Origin of the sequence: Streptomyces sp. NPDC050636 (assembly GCF_040654775.1) — a bacterium.
GTDB lineage: Bacteria > Actinomycetota > Actinomycetes > Streptomycetales > Streptomycetaceae > Streptomyces.
Map to the genome: position 1 here is coordinate 107,361 of NZ_JBFAIP010000016.1, position 16,854 is coordinate 124,214.

15 protein-coding genes and 1 pseudogene are annotated in these 16,854 nt (G+C 69.6%); 9 read left to right on the forward strand and 7 right to left on the reverse strand.

Annotated elements, in window-relative coordinates; genetic code table 11:
• Positions 1–1,725 (reverse strand): enoyl-CoA hydratase-related protein, encoded by a 1,725-nt coding sequence (locus AB0I10_RS16040; RefSeq protein WP_363153062.1) that lies wholly within the window; start codon positions 1,723–1,725, stop codon positions 1–3.
• Between the two features lie 323 nt (positions 1,726–2,048).
• Between AB0I10_RS16040 and AB0I10_RS16045 the strand changes: the two genes are divergently transcribed.
• The 7 genes from AB0I10_RS16045 (at position 2,049) to AB0I10_RS16075 (ending at position 8,400) form a co-directional block, all read left to right on the forward strand.
• Positions 2,049–2,201, forward strand: coding sequence for a hypothetical protein (locus AB0I10_RS16045; RefSeq protein ID WP_363153063.1), 153 nt, complete (start codon positions 2,049–2,051; stop codon positions 2,199–2,201).
• 145 nt (positions 2,202–2,346) lie between these two features.
• Positions 2,347–3,585 carry a hypothetical protein gene (locus AB0I10_RS16050; protein ID WP_363153064.1) on the forward strand — a complete coding sequence of 413 codons (1,239 nt, stop codon included), beginning with the start codon at positions 2,347–2,349 and terminating at the stop codon, positions 3,583–3,585.
• 114 nt (positions 3,586–3,699) lie between these two features.
• Complete coding sequence (locus tag AB0I10_RS16055) at positions 3,700–4,209, forward strand: hypothetical protein (RefSeq protein ID WP_363153065.1); 510 nt, start codon at positions 3,700–3,702, stop codon at positions 4,207–4,209.
• A gap of 54 nt (positions 4,210–4,263) precedes the next feature.
• Complete coding sequence (locus AB0I10_RS16060) at positions 4,264–5,577, forward strand: MFS transporter (RefSeq protein ID WP_363153066.1); 1,314 nt, start codon at positions 4,264–4,266, stop codon at positions 5,575–5,577.
• Between the two features lie 231 nt (positions 5,578–5,808).
• Positions 5,809–6,234, forward strand: coding sequence for a hypothetical protein (locus AB0I10_RS16065; protein WP_363153067.1), 426 nt, complete (start codon positions 5,809–5,811; stop codon positions 6,232–6,234).
• Between the two features lie 92 nt (positions 6,235–6,326).
• Positions 6,327–6,929: a carbonic anhydrase gene (locus AB0I10_RS16070; protein ID WP_363153068.1), complete on the forward strand. Its 603-nt coding sequence runs from the start codon at positions 6,327–6,329 to the stop codon at positions 6,927–6,929.
• A gap of 16 nt (positions 6,930–6,945) precedes the next feature.
• Positions 6,946–8,400, forward strand: a complete 1,455-nt coding sequence (locus AB0I10_RS16075) for a SulP family inorganic anion transporter (protein ID WP_363153069.1) — start codon at positions 6,946–6,948, stop codon at positions 8,398–8,400.
• Positions 8,401–8,505: 105 nt separating this feature from the next.
• On the opposite strand, the gene AB0I10_RS16080 is transcribed toward AB0I10_RS16075, so the two are convergent.
• Positions 8,506–9,966, reverse strand: a complete 1,461-nt coding sequence (locus tag AB0I10_RS16080) for an APC family permease (protein WP_363153070.1) — start codon at positions 9,964–9,966, stop codon at positions 8,506–8,508.
• 286 nt (positions 9,967–10,252) lie between these two features.
• Here AB0I10_RS16080 and AB0I10_RS16085 point away from each other — a divergent pair, with 286 nt between their 5' ends.
• Entirely contained in the window at positions 10,253–10,702 is a 450-nt protein-coding gene (locus AB0I10_RS16085; RefSeq protein ID WP_363153071.1) for a nitroreductase family deazaflavin-dependent oxidoreductase, read from the forward strand.
• A 3-nt stretch (positions 10,703–10,705) separates the two neighbouring features.
• Here the strand turns inward: AB0I10_RS16085 and AB0I10_RS16090 are convergent, their stop codons facing one another.
• The 3 genes from AB0I10_RS16090 to AB0I10_RS16100 all read right to left on the reverse strand — a co-directional run bounded on the left by AB0I10_RS16090 (position 10,706) and on the right by AB0I10_RS16100 (position 14,182).
• Positions 10,706–12,682, reverse strand: coding sequence for an ABC transporter permease (locus tag AB0I10_RS16090; protein WP_363153072.1), 1,977 nt, complete (start codon positions 12,680–12,682; stop codon positions 10,706–10,708).
• Positions 12,683–12,803: 121 nt separating this feature from the next.
• Positions 12,804–13,601: a molybdate ABC transporter substrate-binding protein gene (gene modA, locus AB0I10_RS16095; protein WP_363153073.1), complete on the reverse strand. Its 798-nt coding sequence runs from the start codon at positions 13,599–13,601 to the stop codon at positions 12,804–12,806.
• Between the two features lie 188 nt (positions 13,602–13,789).
• Positions 13,790–14,182, reverse strand: a complete 393-nt coding sequence (locus AB0I10_RS16100) for a helix-turn-helix transcriptional regulator (RefSeq protein WP_363153074.1) — start codon at positions 14,180–14,182, stop codon at positions 13,790–13,792.
• 214 nt (positions 14,183–14,396) lie between these two features.
• On the opposite strand from AB0I10_RS16100, the gene AB0I10_RS16105 reads away from it, so the two are divergent.
• Positions 14,397–14,816, forward strand: a complete 420-nt coding sequence (locus tag AB0I10_RS16105; protein WP_363153075.1) for a TOBE domain-containing protein — start codon at positions 14,397–14,399, stop codon at positions 14,814–14,816.
• 15 nt (positions 14,817–14,831) lie between these two features.
• Here AB0I10_RS16105 and AB0I10_RS16110 read toward each other — a convergent pair.
• Positions 14,832–15,763, reverse strand: a pseudogene (locus tag AB0I10_RS16110) (IS5 family transposase).
• Positions 15,764–15,981: 218 nt separating this feature from the next.
• Positions 15,982–16,854: IS701 family transposase (locus tag AB0I10_RS16115; RefSeq protein ID WP_363153076.1), on the reverse strand; the 873-nt coding region annotated here is incomplete at its 5' end.

Consider the following 16,854-nt stretch of genomic DNA (forward strand, 5'->3'; position numbering starts at 1 on the left):
CTACCCGGACACGATGGGCGTGGTGCCGGTCTGCCGGGACAGGTGGGGCGGGGTACCCGTCGGCGGTTCCTTGCGGACGAAAGCGCGCCGCAGGGCGTGGTAGGGCTGGTCCGGGCCGAAGAAGTTCTCGTGCATTCTGGCCAGTTCGTGCTCCCGGTAGGCGGCCAGTGGTTTCTCCGCTTCGGCGCGTTCGCGGTGCGCCTTCTTCGCGGCGATCCGTGACTGGAGCGCGGGCGCCGACGCCGACCGGAGGGCGAGCCGTGCGGTCTGTGCGGCGAACTCCTCCGGGGCGCAGTCGATGATCCGGTCCACCAGCCCGAGGCGCTGCCCGGCCGCCGCGGTGAGCGGCAGGGCCCGTTCGATGAGCTGCGCGGCCGCCTCGGGACCGGCCCGGCCGGGCAGCGAGTACGTCCAGTACTCCGAGCCGTACAGCCCCATCAGCCGGTAGTGCGGGTTGAGTACGACGGCCGAGCGGCACCAGACCTCGTCGGTGGCGAAGGCCAGCATCGCCCCGCCGGCTGCGGCGTTGCCGCCGAGCGCCGCGATCACCAGCCGGTCGGTCGTCGTCAGGACGGCGTGTACGAGGTCGTCCATGGCGTTGATGTTGGCCCAGGACTCGTCGGCGGGGTCGGCGGCGGCCTCGATGACGTTCAGGTGGATGCCGTTGGAGAAGAAGTCCCGGGCGCCGCCGAGCACCAGCACGGATGTCGGCCGGGAGCAGGCGTGCCGGTAGCCGGCGAGCAGGCGTCGGCAGTGGTCGGTGCTCATCGCCCCGCCGGGGAAGGAGAAACGCAGGAATCCGACCGGGCCGTCCTCGCGGTAGCGGATGTCGGTCCAGGTGCGGGGGCCGTCGCCCCGGGCCGGCGGAGCCGGGATCTCGGGGAGCGGCGGCAGCCGGTCGCCCAGGGCCAGCGTGGCGGGCAGCTTGAAGGTGCGCGGCTCCCCCGGCCGGCGGGGCGGCCGCAGTTCCGGGATCCACACGGCGCCGTCGACGGTCGCGCGGCAGATCGCGCCATGGCGGGTGGCGACGGGCTCGCCCGGCCGGCCCGTCAGGGTGTCGTCGGGATGGCCGCCGTGCAGAAACCATGTTCCGCCGAGCAGTTCGTCCCGTACGCCGGGCTGTGAATCGGCGGCGCGCAGTTTCCGTACGACGGTGTCGGTCGGGTCCGACTGCCAGTCGATGCGGCGCAGGTCCTGGCGGAAGGGCGGCCGGGGGCGGCCGGGTTTCCGGGCGTCGGGAAGGGAATTCTGCGGCTGTGGGCGGTGGCTGCCGGACGCGAAGCGTGCCACGGCCAGCAGGGCCGCCTCGACCGCGGCGTCCGCGATCTCGTTGCGGTACAGATCGCTTTTGCCCACGTCGGGGACAGGGCAGAGGGCGGACGCCCAGACGTCCCCGGCGTCCATCTCGTCGTTGGCCTGGAGGACGGTGACGCCCCATTGGTCCTCGGCCAGGTGCACCGCCCAGTCCACCGAGGACGGCCCGCGGTCGCCGACGGGACCGGGATGCACGATCAGGCAGGTGTACGCGGACCACACCTCCCGGGGAATGGCCGTCTTGAGCATCGGCGCCACGATCAGCTCGGGGGAATGGCGGCGCACCGCCTCAGGGAGTGGTGTCCGGGGGGTGGCCAGTTCCACGATCACGTGGTTGCCTCTGTCGGTGAGTTCGGCGTATAGGCGCTGCGTCAAGCTGTTGAACGCGCCGGCGATGAGCAGAATGCGCACGGCAGACTCCCGTTGACCTGGGACCGATGAAACGGTCGTGATCGTTCCGCATGGTTGGCCGCCGGGCAGCGGACCCGCGCGGCGGGTCACCCGATCGATGGCCGCCCGGTGCCGTGGCAGCGCCGCCATCTGACCCCTCGTCATTTGGTTCCCGGACGTGATCTTCCCGACACGATCACGCCAAATTTGGCGCGCGGAGCGGGATCCGGGCCGCGGCGGCATTGCCTTGCGTTGACATGGGTTTGGTCAGCCTTTTACGTTCGGGGGGTGCGGCATCAGCGCAGGTCATCGCCGCACTCCCCACACTCTTCGGGAGGTCCCACATGGAGCAGCTCATCAAGAAGATGGCCCAGGACGACGTCTGGCAGGGCTGGCTGGCCGCCAACTCGGCGCAGGCGGCGAAGGACGGCTGCATCAGCGCCACGCCCAAGTCCGGCTGCATCAGCGTGGCCAAGAAGACCGGCTGTATCTCCTAACGGTCGCCCGCTGACCGGCCGGATGGCCGGCCGATGAACGCCCGGGAGCGGTCCGGTGGCGGCTCCCCCGCCGCCGGGCCGCTTCCGGGCACAGCGCCCCAACACGCCGTACGGGCCCCGCTCCCGAAGACATACGAGGGATTCCATGGATGGTCAGCCGACCGCCGAGGTCATCGAGCAGATCCGCGATATTCCGATCTACCGCGAGTCGCTGGAGCGCGGGCACTTCCCGATCCTCGACAAACCGGAGATCGCCCGGGGATTTCCCGACAACTGGATGACGCCCCGGCTGGCCGCCGCACTGGAGTCCGGCGAGGCCGAGTTCGTGCTGTCCACGGGCACCAACCACGCCCGTATGCAGATCATCCGGCCCCCGTATTTCCTCCTGAACTCCTACTACCAGTTGTGGCGCGAGCACCCCGATATCGCCGAAACCTGGGAAGCGGGCTGCCGGCGCGTTTCGCTGACCACCGTGCTGGCAACGGAGCATGTCGCCCGGGTGAACGCCAAGAAACGCGGTGTGGACGCGGATCCGGTGCCGAGCCTGGACGACCGGTGGCTCGATGCGCGTACCTGCTATCTCAATCTGCGGCTCGACCCGGCGCTCTGGGAGCGCGACGAGGTGGAGCGGATGCTCACGGAGATCCGGACGGCCGCGCAGGCGCACCCGCGCGGCTGGTACCACCTCGACTGTTCCAGCTATCACCTGGCGCATCTGCTGCGAAAGGTGAGCGAGTGGGGGCTGTGGGATGCGTTCCCGCCGCCCGCCAGCATCATCCACGCCTACGAATACACCCCGGTGAACGTCAGGCGTTTCCTGGAACAGCATTTCGTGTGCCCGATCATCGACCTGTTCGGCAGTACCGAGCTCGGCTATCTCTTCTTCAGCGACCGCCGCGGCCGGTACCGTCCGCATCTGGACAAGATGAGCGTGGAACTCGTCCCGGTCGCCCCGGAAAGCACGATCTACCAGCTCATCGTGTCCAGTGTGCGCAATCCGTACATGCCGCTGATCCGGTACCGCTCGGGGGACTGTGTCCGCACGCTGGACGGTACGCCCGACGCCACCAAGATCTCCCAATTCTGCGGCCGGGAAAAGGAGTTGCTCGCCTCGCCGCACGGTCCTGTCGCCCAGGGCGACCTCGACCGGTGCGTCAGCGAAGTGTCATCGCAGGTCTTTGTGCACCAGTTGCGGCTGTCCGGCACCGCCGAAGCCCGGCTGGCCTATACGACGTTCAACGGTTCGCCCGTCGAACCGGCCGAGGCCGCGGCGCTGGAAAGCGCCATACGGGAGCTGACCGGTCGGCGCTGCCGGGTGGACCACCGTGCGCATATCCCCATCGGGAAGTCGGGGAAATACGCCTGGCTCGCCAACGACGCCTGAGCCACGCGGACCAACACCCCCGGACAGCACCCCCGGGACAGCACCCCCGGACACCATTCCCGGGACCACACACCCAGACCATTCATCCGGACCCTTCACCCGGACAGGAGAAGCATGACCAGTCAGCCGCGGATATCCACCGACGACCTCAAGGCGCTGCTCGGCGATTCGCTGCACTCCGAGGCGGTGGAGCACTTCGCCGAAAAGACCGATGCACCACGGGAGTTCGTGGAGCGCCAGGTCACCGAGTGTCTGCGCTATCTCTATCTCGTCTCCCGGCACCGCGACCGGCTCAGCGGCCTTTTCCTGCCGGTCGAGCAGGACATCGACGAGATCTGGCACTACCTCATACTGCAGACCCGCGAATACCGCACGCTGTGCGAGGAACGGCTGCCGGGCAGGTTCTTCATCGAGCACCGCAGCATCGCCTACGAGGACTACCAGCAGGAACCGGGCCGGGAGCAGGCTCTCGAAGAGGCACTGCGCTGGATCCCGTTGTACTGCCAGGAGTTCGGGCCATTCGACGAGGATGCGCTGCCGCACTGGACGATCGTCCGCTTTCTGCATGCGCAGATGGGCCTGTCACTCACCGATATCGCGGCACTCGAACCGATGGCGGCGTGACCACCGGAAACCGCCCGCCGCATCCACACATCCGACAGAGCTGGGAAAGGAATCATGAGGGCTCGGAACGGCACCCCTCCGCCGCGTGAAGTCCCCGCGCAGCGGCGGACTCTCACCGTGCTGGTGTTTTCCCAGGTCCTCAGTGGTGCGGGTCTGGCAGCCGGGATCACCGTCGGCGCTCTGCTCGCCGAGGAGATGCTCGGCTCGACCGGCCTGGCCGGTGTGCCCAGCGCCCTGTTCACCGCGGGGGCCGCCCTCGGTGCCGTCGCCATCGGCCGTATCTGCCAGCGCTGGGGCCGACGGCCCGGACTCGCGCTCGGATATGGCGTCGGGGCGCTCGGCAGCCTCGGTGTCGTCGCGGCGACCACCATCGGAAACGTTCCGTTGCTGTTCCTGGCCCTGCTCGTCTACGGAGCCGGTACCTCGACCAATCTGATGGCGCGCTATGCGGGAGCGGATCTGGCCTCGCCCGCGCGCCGCGGCCGCGCCGTGAGCACGGTGCTCTTCGCCACCACACTCGGCGCGGTCGTCGGTCCCAACTTGGTGACCGTCACAGGAGAACTGGCGCACGGGTGGGGCATTCCCCGCCTCGCCGGGCCGTTTCTGCTGGCCGTCGTCGCCTTCGGGTCGGCCGCGATCGTCCTGGCCTGCCTGCTGCGCCCCGATCCGCTGCGGCTGGCCCGCGCGCTGGCGGAGGACGCGCCGGCACCGGGCGCTGACAGCGGCACAGCAGAGGCGGCCGACCGGCCGGACCGCCGCGGTCTGGTCACCGGCACCACGGTCATGGTCCTCACCCAGCTCGTCATGATCGCGATCATGACGATGACGCCGGTGCACATGAGCGCGCACGGGCACTCCACACAAGCGGCCGGGCTGGTCATCGCCCTCCACGTCGGAGCGATGTTCCTGCCCTCCCCGCTCACCGGCCTGCTCGTCGACCGGGTCGGCCGGCTGTGGGTCGCCGCCGCGTCCGCGCTGACCCTGCTCGCCGCCGGAATCCTCGCCGCCGTGGCACCGCCGCACTCGATACCCGTCCTCGCCACGGCGCTGGTCCTGCTGGGTCTCGGCTGGAACTTCGGACTGATCAGCGGTACCGCCATGGTCACCGACGCGCTGCCGCCCGACCGCCGCGCCTCGACGCAGGGGCTGGTGGACGTCGGCATCGCGATCTCCGGTGCCGCCGGAGGGATGTCGTCGGGCCTGGTCGTGATGCTGGGTGGCTACCCGGTACTGGCGCTCGCCGGCGGGATCCTCGCGCTGGCCATCGTGCCCGTACTCGCGCTGACCGCCCGGCCCGCGCGCACCACGCCCGCCCTAGCCGACGCGACCGAGCGGGCCGGGCACAAGGAGCAGGGGTGCGCGTCATGACGGCTGACAGGCAATCGCAGTTCAGGCCGGAAATCCCAAAACTTGGCGTCATTTTCCGTTATCACGCCGGAAACCTGGATGCTTCACTGTTGGAGCATCTTTAGTCTTGTCAAAGATTCACTTTGGTCTTGTGGATGATCCGCCTAATCTGGGTGGTCCACCGCGACGAGCCGGCCCCATGGGGCACGACCGGGCCGGCCGTCCCATATCAGGTCACGTCGGGGGGCGAGGATGCGGAAGAACAACGGCACGCAGGGCATAGCGGGCGCACGCCTGTGCCGCATCCCGCTGACCGTGCTCGCCCTGCTGCTGGCGTTTCTGCTGGGCGGTACGGCGATGGCCCCCGATGCGCTTCCGGCCGTCGCCCTGAAGTCCGCCGCCCTCAAGACCACGGGCGGTCCTCCGTCCGTCAGCGCGGCCTATGACGCCGACGAAGAGGACCACAGCAGGAGCAGCGACAAGCGCGAAGGCAGGCGCGCACAGCCGCGCTGCACCGCGCGAACCGCGCTCGGCGCACCGCAGTCCATCGGCCGACTGCTGTACGCGGACCGGGGCGATATCGAGCCGTCCTCGGCTCCCCCCTCGGCCCGCAGATCCGCCGCGGCCGCATCAAGACCGCTCCAACTCCCCGTACTGCACTGCGTCTTCCGCTGCTGAGCGCGGCCGTGGGTGTCCTGCCAGCACCCCCCGCACATCGCACGTTCCCGCCATCCCAGAGATGGCACCACTTATCAGGAGGAGACCTCCGCATGGAGACCTTCATCCAGCATGCCCGGGGCCTGACGGCCCGAATCGCTGACCGGCACGAGGAAAGGGAGACGTACGGCCGGCTCGCCGCCGGACAGTCGCCCCTTGCGCTGTTCATCACCTGCTCCGACTCCCGGGTAATCCCGTCCCTGATCACCGGCGCGCAGCCCGGTGAACTGTTCGAGCTGCGGACGGCCGGTAACGCTGTACCCGAGTACCAGGAAGGCATGGCGGCCAGCTCGGAAGCCGCCACCATCGAATACGCGATGCGCGTCCTGCGCGTCGCCGACATAGTCGTGTGCGGTCACTCGCACTGCGGTGCGGTCGGCGCGAAGATCCGCGGCGAGGATCTGACCGGCGTCCCCGCCGTACGCGACTGGCTCGCCCAGCAGCTGTCCGACGGACTGCCGAAGGACGAGGAGCCGGCGGTCTCCGCCGCGGTCCAGCAGCATGTGCGCGAACAGCTGGAGCGGCTGCGCCGCTACCCCTGTGTCCAAGAACGGCTGGACGCCGGCGAAGTGAATCTGCACGGCTGGTTCTACGAGGTGCACACCGGCCTGGTGGCAGCGCATCAGCCTGACTCCGACCTGTTCCTCCCTCTGTAAGGCCGGGGCGCACATCATGAATCGACTCACGTCATTCCGGGCGGACTTCACCGCCTCCATCGTTGTCTTTCTCGTTGCCGTCCCGCTGTGTGTCGGCGTGGCGGTCGCCTCGGGGGTGCCGGCCGAGCTGGGTCTCGTCACCGGCATCGTCGGCGGACTGCTCACCGGTCTGCTCCCGGGCAGCAGCCTTCAGGTCAGCGGCCCGGCCGCCGGTCTGACCGTGCTCGTCTTCGAGGCGGTCAAGGAATACGGCATCGGCACGCTCGGTGCGCTGGTGCTGGCGGCCGGTCTACTGCAACTGGCCATGGGCGCCCTGAAGTTGGGGCGCTGGTTCCGAGCGATTTCGGTCGCCGTCGTCCAGGGCATGCTGGCCGGCATCGGCCTGGTGCTGATCGCCGGACAGCTCTACGCCCTCACGGACACCAAGGCGCCCGGCAGCGGACTCGCCAACATCGGTTCCCTGCCGGGCCTGGTCGCCGACACGATCGGCTCCGAGCGCGCGCTGTCCGCGTTCGCCATCGGTGCCGCCACCATCGCCATCCTGATCCTGTGGCCCCGCTGGAAGAGCGGTGCACGGGTGCTGCCCGCGCCGCTGGTCGCCGTGGCGCTCGCGACCACCGCGGTGTGGGCGCTGGACCTGCCCGTCGCACGCGTCAAGGTCAACGGCCTGCTCGAAGCGATCCAACCGCCCGGCCTGGCCGACATCGGCCGGCTGGCCGACATCGGCGTCATCGGCACGGTCCTCGCCTTCGCGCTGATCGCCTCCGCGGAATCCCTGTTCAGCGCCGCCGCGGTCGACCGGCTGCATGACGGGGCGCGCACCGACTACGACAAGGAGCTGATGGCACAGGGCGCCGGCAACACCGTCTGCGGAGTCCTCGGAGCCCTGCCGATGACCGCGGTCATCGTCCGCAGCGCCGCCAACGTGCAGGCGGGCGCGAAGACCAAGCTCTCCCGTGTGCTGCACGGTGCCTGGATCCTGCTGTTCGCGGCCGCGTTCCCGGCCGCGCTGGGCGTGGTGCCGATCGCCGCGCTGGCCGGCATCCTGGTCTACTCGGGCTGGAAGCTCATCCCGCTGCGCGATCTGCGTCCCCTGTGGCGCGAGCACCGCGGCGAGGCCGTCGTCCTGATGGTCACCGCCGTCGCCATCTTTACGATCAGCATGTTCGAGGGCGTCCTCATCGGTCTCCTGGTGGCCGTCGCGAAGACCGCCTGGGAAACCTCCCATGTCCACCTCGAAGTCCACACCCCGGACGACGAGGAGGAGCCGGTGCAGGTACGCGCCGTCGGCAACGCCACGTTCCTGCGGCTGCCGAAGATCCTCGACCAGTTGGAGGCGCTGCCGGCCGACCGGGATATCGAACTCGACATCAGCGGTCTGCGGCATCTCGACCACGCCTGCACTTCCGCGCTGACGAACTGGGCCGAGCAGCACCGGCGTAGCAGCCGGTCGGCGGAGCTGGTGTCCTGACGGACGGCCTGCCCGCTTGACGGATGAGTCCTATGTCCCCTGCCAGGAGGGACATAGGACTTGTTCGTTTACATGGGCGCCGTGTGTTCCCCATTGATGCCGGTGTCAGCCACGCTCCGCGTCCACCGTGGTGAGCTGGGCGTATTTCCGCGGGTCCCGTTGGCGGATGTGTCGCGCGATCACCAGGCCGGTGCCGAAGGCGAGCGGCAGCGGGGCCAGCAGCGCGACATTGACGGCCGTCGACGCTCCCGTGAGCAGCGCGAAGTTCCGGCAGATCAGCACGATCAGTACGACGAGCCCGGCGCAGGACAGCAGGGGCGCGACCACCACGCGCCAGCCGGACAGCCCCCGGCGGTCGCCGCGGAAGAAGCCGTACACGGCGAGGGCAGCGAGCGCCTGCAGGAGCATGACGCCCAGGATGCCGGTGCCGTTGGTCCAGAGGAAGGTCACGGAGTACGGGTCCTGACCGGCGGTCACCGTGCCGAGCACAACGGCCAGGGCGAGCGCCGACTGGAGAATGACCGCGGCGGCCGGGGACCGGTGCCGCGCTGTGACCGTGCCGAGGCGGCGGGGCAGCAGGCCCTCGCGGCCGAGGGCATAGAAGTAGCGGGTGGCGCCATTGTGGAAGGCGAGAGTGGCGGCGAACGCGCTGGTGATGAGCAGGACATGCATCGCGTCGGCGGCCCAGGCTCCGACGAACCGCTGGGTGGCCGTGAAGACCATGTCGGTGCCGCCGGGGCCGTTCGCGACCGTCTGCGCCCGGTCCGCCCCGTAGGCGTTGAGGATCATCCATACCGTGAAGGTGTAGAAGAGCGCGAGGAATCCGACGGCGACATAGGTCGCGCGGGGTACCGAACGCTCCGGCCGGCGCGCCTCCTCGGCGTAGATCGCGGTCGCCTCGAAGCCGATGAACGCGCCGACGGCGAGCACGAACATGCCACCCACGCCCGCGTTGCCGAGGTGCTCCGGGGACAGCGCGCCGAACTGGGGGCCTCCGGGCCCGCCGCCGTGCGCGGCCACTCCGCCCGCGAGGACCAGCAGGATCAGCACTTCGAGCGCGAGCGCGACGCCGAGCACCTTCGCGCTGAGGGTGACCTTGAGACAGCCGAGGACGCCGATGGCGGCCAGCCCCGCCAGCGCCCAGGCCCACCACGGGACACGGGCCCCGGTCAGGTCCTGGAACCCGGACTCGGTGAACCAGCCGAAGGCGGCCAGCAGACCGACCTCGATGGCGTTGTAGGCAAGGAGCGCCACATAGGCCGCGCCGACGCCGGTGGTGCGGCCGAGCCCGCGGCCGATGTACGCGTAGAACGCGCCGGCGTTGCGGACGTAGCGGCTCATCGCGGTGAAGCCCGCGGCGAAGACGATGAGCAGCAGGCCGGAGACCAGATAGCCGAGGGGCGCCGCCTGACCAGCCATGCCGATCGACACCGGCGCCACGCCGGCCGTCACGGTCAGCGGCGCGGCTGCGGCGACGACGAAGAAGACCAGGTCACCGGTGCCGATGGCGCCGTGTTCGAGGATGTGGTCGGTGCCGGAGGGCGATGCGACTGCGGTCGACTGCACGAAGGGAACCAATTACTCTCCGTAATCGTTGCTTGAGTAGAGCAGGGATGGGCGAGGCCTGGAGGGGCCGGGATGGAGGAGGCATCGTGAGGACATGGCAGCATGCGGCAAAGGCACCCGGACCGATGGGCCCAGGGCGGACAAGTCCAGTTTCCCGACACGGCGTGGATCCGGGAAGATTGCGTCCGCTGCGATCGTTGAGCGATGGTCAGGACGGTCGTGGGCGACGGAGTTGGCGCGTACCGCGATCGACGGGACGCGAGACTTCGACGATGGGATGGGCAGCATGCCTCTTCAGGGTGAGTACGAGCCGAGCCCGGCGCAGTGGGTACGCGATCAGGTCGAGCTGTACGAAAGCTCCGGAGGCACGGAAGGCACGACGATGCGGGGGATGCCCGTCGTCGTCCTCACCACCCGGGGAGCGAAGAGCGGAAAGATCCGCAAGAGCCCGCTGATGAGGGTGGAGCACGACGGGACGTACGCCGTGGTGGCTTCCCTGGGCGGCGCGCCCAAGCACCCGGTCTGGTACCACAATGTCGTGGCCGATCCCCGGGTGGAGCTCCAGGACGGCCCGGTGCGCCAGGACATGACGGCCCGTGAGGTGACGGGCGAGGAGAAGGCCCTGTGGTGGGGGCGCGCGGTCGAGGCGTACCCCGATTACGACGACTACCAGCAGAAGACGTCGCGTCGGATTCCGGTGTTCGTGCTGGAGCCGGCGGCCGCCGAACACCGCTGACCCTCAGAGCGTCACGAGCGAGACCTCGGTGGCCTTGACGCTGGTCCAGACGGGCACGCCGTCGGCCAGGCCGAGTTCGAGGGCGGCCTGCGGGGTGATCTCGGCGACCAGGTCGGGGGCCTCGTACGACGTGATGAGGACGCGCAGCCGGCTGCCGGCGGAGGTGATTTCCCGGACGGTTCCGCGCCAGACGTTGCGGGGGCTGCCCGCGGGCTTGCCGACGTGAACGGACACGGCCTCGGGGGCGATGATCGCCAGCGCCTGGGTGCCGTCGGGGAGACCGTCGGCGACGACGAGATGACCGCCGCCGGTGAGCGCGAGGCCGTCGCCGCGGGCGGTGCCCGGCCAGGCGTTGCGGCCGAGCATCCGCGCGACCCAGGGTGAACGGGGATGGCGGGTGACATCGGCGGGCGGCGCGTCCTGCAGGGTGCGGCCCTCGTCGAGCACCAGCACCCGGTCGGCGAGCGAGACCGCTTCGACCGGGTCGTGGGTGACGATCAGGCAGACGCCGCCGAAGCCGGAGAGGTGGCGGCGCAGGGTGTGGCGGACGTGGGCGCGGGTGGTCTGGTCGAGGGCGGCGAGCGGCTCGTCGAGCAGGAGCAGGCGCGGGCGGGCCGCCAACGCCCTTGCCAGCGCGACGCGTTGGGCCTGGCCGCCGGAGAGCTGGGCGGGTTTGCGGTGCGCGAGATGGCCGACGCCGAGCCGGTCGAGCCACTGTTGCGCCGCGCGGCGGGCGTCGGCGCGCCGGACACCGTGCGCGCGCAGCCCGTACGCGGTGTTGGTCAGCGCGGACAGGTGCGGGAAGAGCGCGCCGTCTTGCGGGACCCAGGCGACGCCGCGGCGGTGCGGGGGCCGGTCGGTGACGTCGGTGCCGCCGAGACGCAGGGTGGCGCGGGCGCGCGGGGTGAGGCCGAGGAGGGCACGCAGCAGGGTGGTCTTGCCGGCGCCGTTGGGGCCGACGACGGCGATGGTGGTACCCGGATCGGCGTCGAGGGTCAGCTGGTTGAAGCCGGTGACCTCGGCGTGCAGCGGCCAGCGCTCCTGCGGGGCGAGGGGCTGCTCGTCGGCGTCATGCGGCTCCACCGCGGGTGGCGCCGGCAGGTCCTTGTCGTCGGCCGGGCGTGCGGAGCGGGCCGTGCGCCCGGTGGTGCCACCCGTCCAGCGGCCGCGCAGGGCCACCAGCACGGCCATGGCGATGGCGAGCAGCAGCAGGGACACGGACGTGGCGGCTTCCGGGGAGTCCTGGAGCAGCAGATAGACCTGGAGCGGCAGGGTCTGGGTGGTGCCGGGCAGGTTGCCGGCGAAGGTGATGGTGGCGCCGAACTCGCCGAGCGCGCGGGCCCAGGTCAGCGCGGCACCGGCGATGAGGCCGGGGGCGACCATGGGGAGGGTGACGGTGCAGAAGACACGTACGGGCGAGGCGCCCAGGGAGGCCGCGGTCTCCTCGTATCTGGGGCGGAGTCCGGCGAGGGCGCCTTCCAGGCTGATGACGAGGAACGGCATCGCGACGAAGGTGGCCGCGACGACCGCGCCCGAGGTGTGGAACGGCAGTGTGAGGCCGAAGGTGTCCTCCAGGCAGGGGCCGAGCAGTCCGCGTCGGCCGAATCCGAGGAGCAGCGCGACACCGCCGACGGTCGGCGGCAGCACCATCGGCAGCAGGACGAGCGAGCGGACCAGCGCCTTGCCGGGGAAGCTGACCCTGGCCAGCAGCCAGGCCAGTGGTACGCCGAGGAGCAGCGAGAGTCCCAGCGCCCAAAAGGAGACGAGCAGCGAGAGGTTGAGCGCTTCGATGACGCCGGGGCTGCTCAGGTGGGTGTCGAGGTCGCTCCAGTTGGTGCGGGCCAGGATGCCGATCAGCGGCATCAGCAGGAACGCGATCGCGACGAGCGCGGGCACGGCCAGGGCGGCGGGCGTGCGGGTGCCGGGCGTATGGGTCGCTCCCGCCGGAGTCCGGACAAGGGAGCGGAGTCGTCGTCTCATCGGGGTCCTGGGATCGGGCGGGCCGGGCCTGCGTGCGTACGGGAGTGCCTGCGTACGGTGGGGCCGCACGGGGCTGTCCACTCCCCCGAGCCGGACAGACCCGTGCGGCACGCGAGGGTGGCTACGGCCTCTGGAAGCCCGCCTTGCGCAGGATCTGCTGTGCCTCCGGCGTGCTCAGCCACTTCACGAACGCGGCCGCGGCCTCGGCGTTCTTGGATGTCTTCAGGGTCGCCGCCGGGTAGGAGGCGACGGCGTTCTGCGCGTCGGGGATGTCGACGGCATCGGCCTTGTCCGGCGCGGTGGCGGCGTCCGTCTTGTAGACGAGTCCGGCGTCGGCCTCGCCCAGCTCGACCTTGCTGAGCACGGCGCGGACGTTGGGCTCCTGCGAGACCGGCTTGACGTCGAGGTCCTGGACGTCCAGGACCTGCTTGCTGTAGCGGCCGACGGGCACCTCGGGGGCGGCGAGGACGACCTTCAGCTTGCTGTCGGCCAGGTCCTTGAGGCTGTGGATCTTCTTGGGGTTGCCTTCGCCGGTCGCGATGACGAGGCGGTTCTTGGCGATGACGGTCGGCGTGCCGGCGTCCGCCGTCAGCCCGTCCATGGTCTTGGTGTCGGCGGTGACCAGGGCGTCGGCGGGGACGCCCGCCTTGACCTGCGCGGCCAGTTCCTGCGACCCGGCGAAGGAGAACTTCACCTTGGTGCCCGGGTGTTCCTTCTCGTACGCGGCACCGGCCTTGGCGAAGACATCGGTCAGCGACGAGGCGGCCAGCACGGTGAGTTGCGCCTTGGGGGTGTCGCCGGACTTCTGCGCACCGCTGTCCTTCTTGTCATCCTTGCCGCCGCAGGCGGCGAGCGGGACGAGGAGGGCGGCGGTCACGATCGCGGCGGCGGCGCGGCGACGGGTGAAGACAAGGGACATGGGCGGGACTCCTTCGAACGCGGGGCGACGGATGCCACCCGAGCGGATGGGGAAAAAGCCGCGCCGGGGACGGCGACGCTGCTGCGTGGGGGGAGGTGATTCCGCGGTGTTCCGGATGCGGTGTTTCGGATGCGGTCTTCAGGTGCGGTCTTCCGGTGTAACCCTCAGATGCGGTCTCTGCGGCGGTCTCAGGTGCGGTCGATGTGCACGCTGGTGGATTTCACGCGGGCGGTGGCCTGCATGCCGACTTCCAGGCCCAGTTCCTCGACCGCTTCCCGGGTCAGCAGCGACACCAGGCGGTGCGGGCCGGCCTGGATCTCGACCTGAGCCGCCACATCGCCGAGCTTCACGGCGGTGACGATGCCCGGGAAGGCGTTGCGTGCGGAGGTGTACGAGGCGTCTTCGTCACCGCCGCTGTTCGCGACCTCGATCGAGAAAGCGGCCAGATCACGACCGTCGATCAGTCGCCGGCCACTGTCGTCGCGGTGGGTCGCGACCCGGCCGGCGTCCGCCCAGCGGCGGGCGGTGTCGGGGCTGACGCCCAGCAGACGCGCTGCCTGGCCGATCGTGTAGGACTGCATGCGCGACAAGATAGGCGGGATCGTCTCGCATTTGCAATTCATAAGGCGAATCTATATGGCAGACGCCAGGGGCATTAGAGGAAGTACCAAAGGGTCGACCGGGCCGGTACTCGTCCCGTATGTCAATGGGAATCCGCGCACCGCCACCCGACTAAAGTGGCGCATATATGACGGGAAAAATCCCGACATTCCATTCCGCAGGTGAGGCGTTCCCATGAGCCTGAGCATCCGCAACCAGATCCCCGGCACCGTCACCGCCGTCACGCCCGGCGAAGTCATGGCGACCGTCAAGGTCCGGTTGGAGGGCGGCCAGGAGATCACCGCCGCCATCACGCGGGAGTCGGCCGAGGAGCTGGGCCTCACGACGGGTTCCGCGGTACGGACACTGATCAAGTCCACCGAGGTGTCCCTCGCCACCGGCGCAGTCGACGGGCTGAGCATCCGTAACCAGCTCCCGGGCACGGTGACCGACGTCGCCACCGGTGGCGCGATGGCCGGCGTCAAGGTCAGCGTCGACGGCGGCGAGCTGACCGCGGCCATCACCAAGGACGCGGTCGCGGACCTGGGCCTGGCCGCCGGTTCCGCGGTCACCGCCCTGATCAAGTCGACGGAGATCGCCCTCGCCGCCGCCTAGGACTTGTTCGGCCGATCAAGTTCGTAGCCAGATGGTGAGGGCTGCCGCTGTCGCGGTGCCGAGGTAGACGTAGCCGCGCTTGTCGTAGCGCGTGGCGACGGCCCGGGACTGTTTCAAGCGGTTGATCGTCCGCTCGACTGTGTTGCGTTGCTTGTAGCGGTCCTCGTCGAAGCCGGGTGGCCGTCCGCCCCGTGTGCCTTTGCGTAGGCGGGCGGCCTGGCTGTCGGTCTTCTCCGGGATCGTGTGCCGGATACCACGGCGCCGCAGGTACTCGCGGCACGGTCCGTTGCTGTAAGCCTTGTCGGCCGCGAGACTGTCCGGCTTCTTGCGGGGCCTTCCTGGCCCGATCCGCGGCACGCGGATCTTCTCCAGGACGGGCTTGAACTGGGTGCAGTCAGCCCGCTGGCCTGCGGTGACGATCAGGGGCAGCGGGCGGCAGAGGCCGTCCGCGCTCAGGTGGAGCTTGCTGGTGAACCCGCCCCGTGAGCGGCCCAGGCCCTCACCTGAAGCACCACCTCCACCAGGCGCGCGACCAGGCTCTGCCACGGCGTTTCGTCCTGGTGTTCCGCCAGTTCGGCCCCCTTTGACGCGGGGGCCGGCGGCGGATCGGTGCGGGCGCCGGCCGCATGCTGATGCGCGCGGACAATGGTGGAGTCCACCAAGATGTCCCAGTCGATCTCACCCGCCGCATCGGCTGCGGCCTGGACCTGCTGGAGCAGTCGCTCCCAAGTACCGTCGGCGGACCACAGGCGATGGCGCTCATAGACGGTCTTCCATGGGCCGAACCGTTCTGGCAGGTCACGCCACTGCACACCGGTTCGCACCCGGTGCAGAATCCCGTCGATCACCTGTCGGTGATCCCGCCACCGCCCACAACGCCGGTTGCTGACCGGCAGGAACGGCCGCAGCCGTTCCCACTCAGCATCGGTCAAATCACCCCGCCCCATGTCCACATCAACGACCTCGACGCGAAGTAGTCACATGATCGGCCGGACAAGTCCTAGTACTGCAACGGTGTTTGTGCTGATGGCTGGGTAGTTCTATGGACTGTGTCCGCGTCGTGTGTAGTGGCTGATGCGGGCCTGGTGTTGTCGCTTTCGGCGCCACTGTGACCAGTGCAGGATGTGGTCGACGGGTGCGGGTTGGCGGTGGGTGAGGCGGGTGATCAGGCGTCTGATCTCGGCGAGGCTGAGGTGGATGATCTGGGAGGATCCGTTTCTGCTTTGTCGGCATCGAGTTCCCGGGCCCGTAGGACGGTCAGGCAGGCGTGTGCGGCCATGGCCAGGGTGATGTGGCGGTGCCAGCCCGGGTAGCGGCGGACTTGGTAGTCGTCCAGGCCGCACTCCTGCTTCGCCGTCTGGAAGCATTCTTCGATGGCCCATCGGCTGCCGGCGATATGGATCAACTCGTCCAGGGTGGTGCCGGCCGGGCAGTAGGCGATGTAGTAGGAGATCTCCTCGGGCCGGCTGACACTGCGGCGGGCGACAACCCAGTGTCGGCGGTCCTCGCGGTGCCAGGGACGGACTTCGACACGCGCCCAGTCGAACACCCGCGGTCCGTGGGCGCCGCGTCCGCAGGAGCGGCGTTTCCACTTCTGTCTGGGCAGGCCGGTGAACAGGTCGTGGACGGGGTGGTCGAGGGCCCAGCGGGTGACGACGGTGTCATGGCGGGTGGTGGCCATGACGTGGAAGACATCGGCTTGCTCCAGTTCATACCGCCAGCCCTTGCTGAAGCCGTAGGCGGCATCAGCGGTCACCCACCGGAACGGGATCTTGTCGGCGATCGCACGGCGGACCATCGCCTTGGCCATGACGACCTTCGTCTTAAAGCCGACCTCGTCGTCGATACCGGCCCGGCGACAGCGTTCGCGGTCATCGGTCCAGGAGGTGGGCAGATACAGCCGGCGGTCGATCAGTGTCCGGCCGGATGAGGTTGCGTAGGCGAGGAAGACGCCGACCTGGCAGTTCTCCGTCCGCCCAGCGGTGCCGGAGTACTGTCGCTGTACCCCTGCCGAACGGGTTCCCTTCTTCAGGAAGCC

Coding starts and splice junctions, on each gene's coding strand:
- AB0I10_RS16045 (WP_363153063.1), top strand. CDS start 2,049: ATGGAGCAGCTCATCAAGAAGATGGCCCAGGACGACGTCTGGCAGGGC.
- AB0I10_RS16050 (WP_363153064.1), top strand. CDS start 2,347: ATGGATGGTCAGCCGACCGCCGAGGTCATCGAGCAGATCCGCGATATT.
- AB0I10_RS16055 (WP_363153065.1), top strand. CDS start 3,700: ATGACCAGTCAGCCGCGGATATCCACCGACGACCTCAAGGCGCTGCTC.
- AB0I10_RS16060 (WP_363153066.1), top strand. CDS start 4,264: ATGAGGGCTCGGAACGGCACCCCTCCGCCGCGTGAAGTCCCCGCGCAG.
- AB0I10_RS16065 (WP_363153067.1), top strand. CDS start 5,809: ATGCGGAAGAACAACGGCACGCAGGGCATAGCGGGCGCACGCCTGTGC.
- AB0I10_RS16070 (WP_363153068.1), top strand. CDS start 6,327: ATGGAGACCTTCATCCAGCATGCCCGGGGCCTGACGGCCCGAATCGCT.
- AB0I10_RS16075 (WP_363153069.1), top strand. CDS start 6,946: ATGAATCGACTCACGTCATTCCGGGCGGACTTCACCGCCTCCATCGTT.
- AB0I10_RS16085 (WP_363153071.1), top strand. CDS start 10,253: ATGCCTCTTCAGGGTGAGTACGAGCCGAGCCCGGCGCAGTGGGTACGC.
- AB0I10_RS16090 (WP_363153072.1), bottom strand. CDS start 12,682: ATGAGACGACGACTCCGCTCCCTTGTCCGGACTCCGGCGGGAGCGACC.
- modA (WP_363153073.1), bottom strand. CDS start 13,601: ATGTCCCTTGTCTTCACCCGTCGCCGCGCCGCCGCCGCGATCGTGACC.
- AB0I10_RS16100 (WP_363153074.1), bottom strand. CDS start 14,182: ATGCAGTCCTACACGATCGGCCAGGCAGCGCGTCTGCTGGGCGTCAGC.
- AB0I10_RS16105 (WP_363153075.1), top strand. CDS start 14,397: ATGAGCCTGAGCATCCGCAACCAGATCCCCGGCACCGTCACCGCCGTC.